Raw genomic sequence first — 247 nt, 5'->3', positions numbered from 1 at the left:
ACATGAAGTTGTCCTTGATGGACGTCTTTATCTTCCGTTAGCTGTGCTGTTGAAGTACCAGCAATAACAGCTTTATCATCAGTGCCGTTGATGGTTACTGTAACTTTTTGTTCGGTTCCATCAACGCTGTGAACGATTAAAGTATCGGTGAGCGATTCACCCGTTTTTAGGCCTTGAATCGCTGTCTGAGTATTGTCAGCAGTGTAGGTCCAATGGCCTAGTTCGTTCAAAGAAAGCGAACCAAATT

General features: G+C 43.3%; 1 protein-coding gene. It reads right to left on the bottom strand.

Going from position 1 to position 247, the window contains the following annotated elements:
* The coding region (locus AB4153_RS21605; RefSeq protein ID WP_371998632.1) for a VCBS domain-containing protein at window positions 1-247 on the bottom strand (247 nt) is incomplete at both ends.

Origin of the sequence: Shewanella sp. 10N.286.52.E4 (genome assembly GCF_041468785.1) — a bacterium.
GTDB classification, from domain to species: Bacteria; Pseudomonadota; Gammaproteobacteria; order Enterobacterales; family Shewanellaceae; genus Shewanella; species Shewanella electrodiphila.
This window is presented reverse-complemented; position numbering and strand designations above follow the sequence as displayed.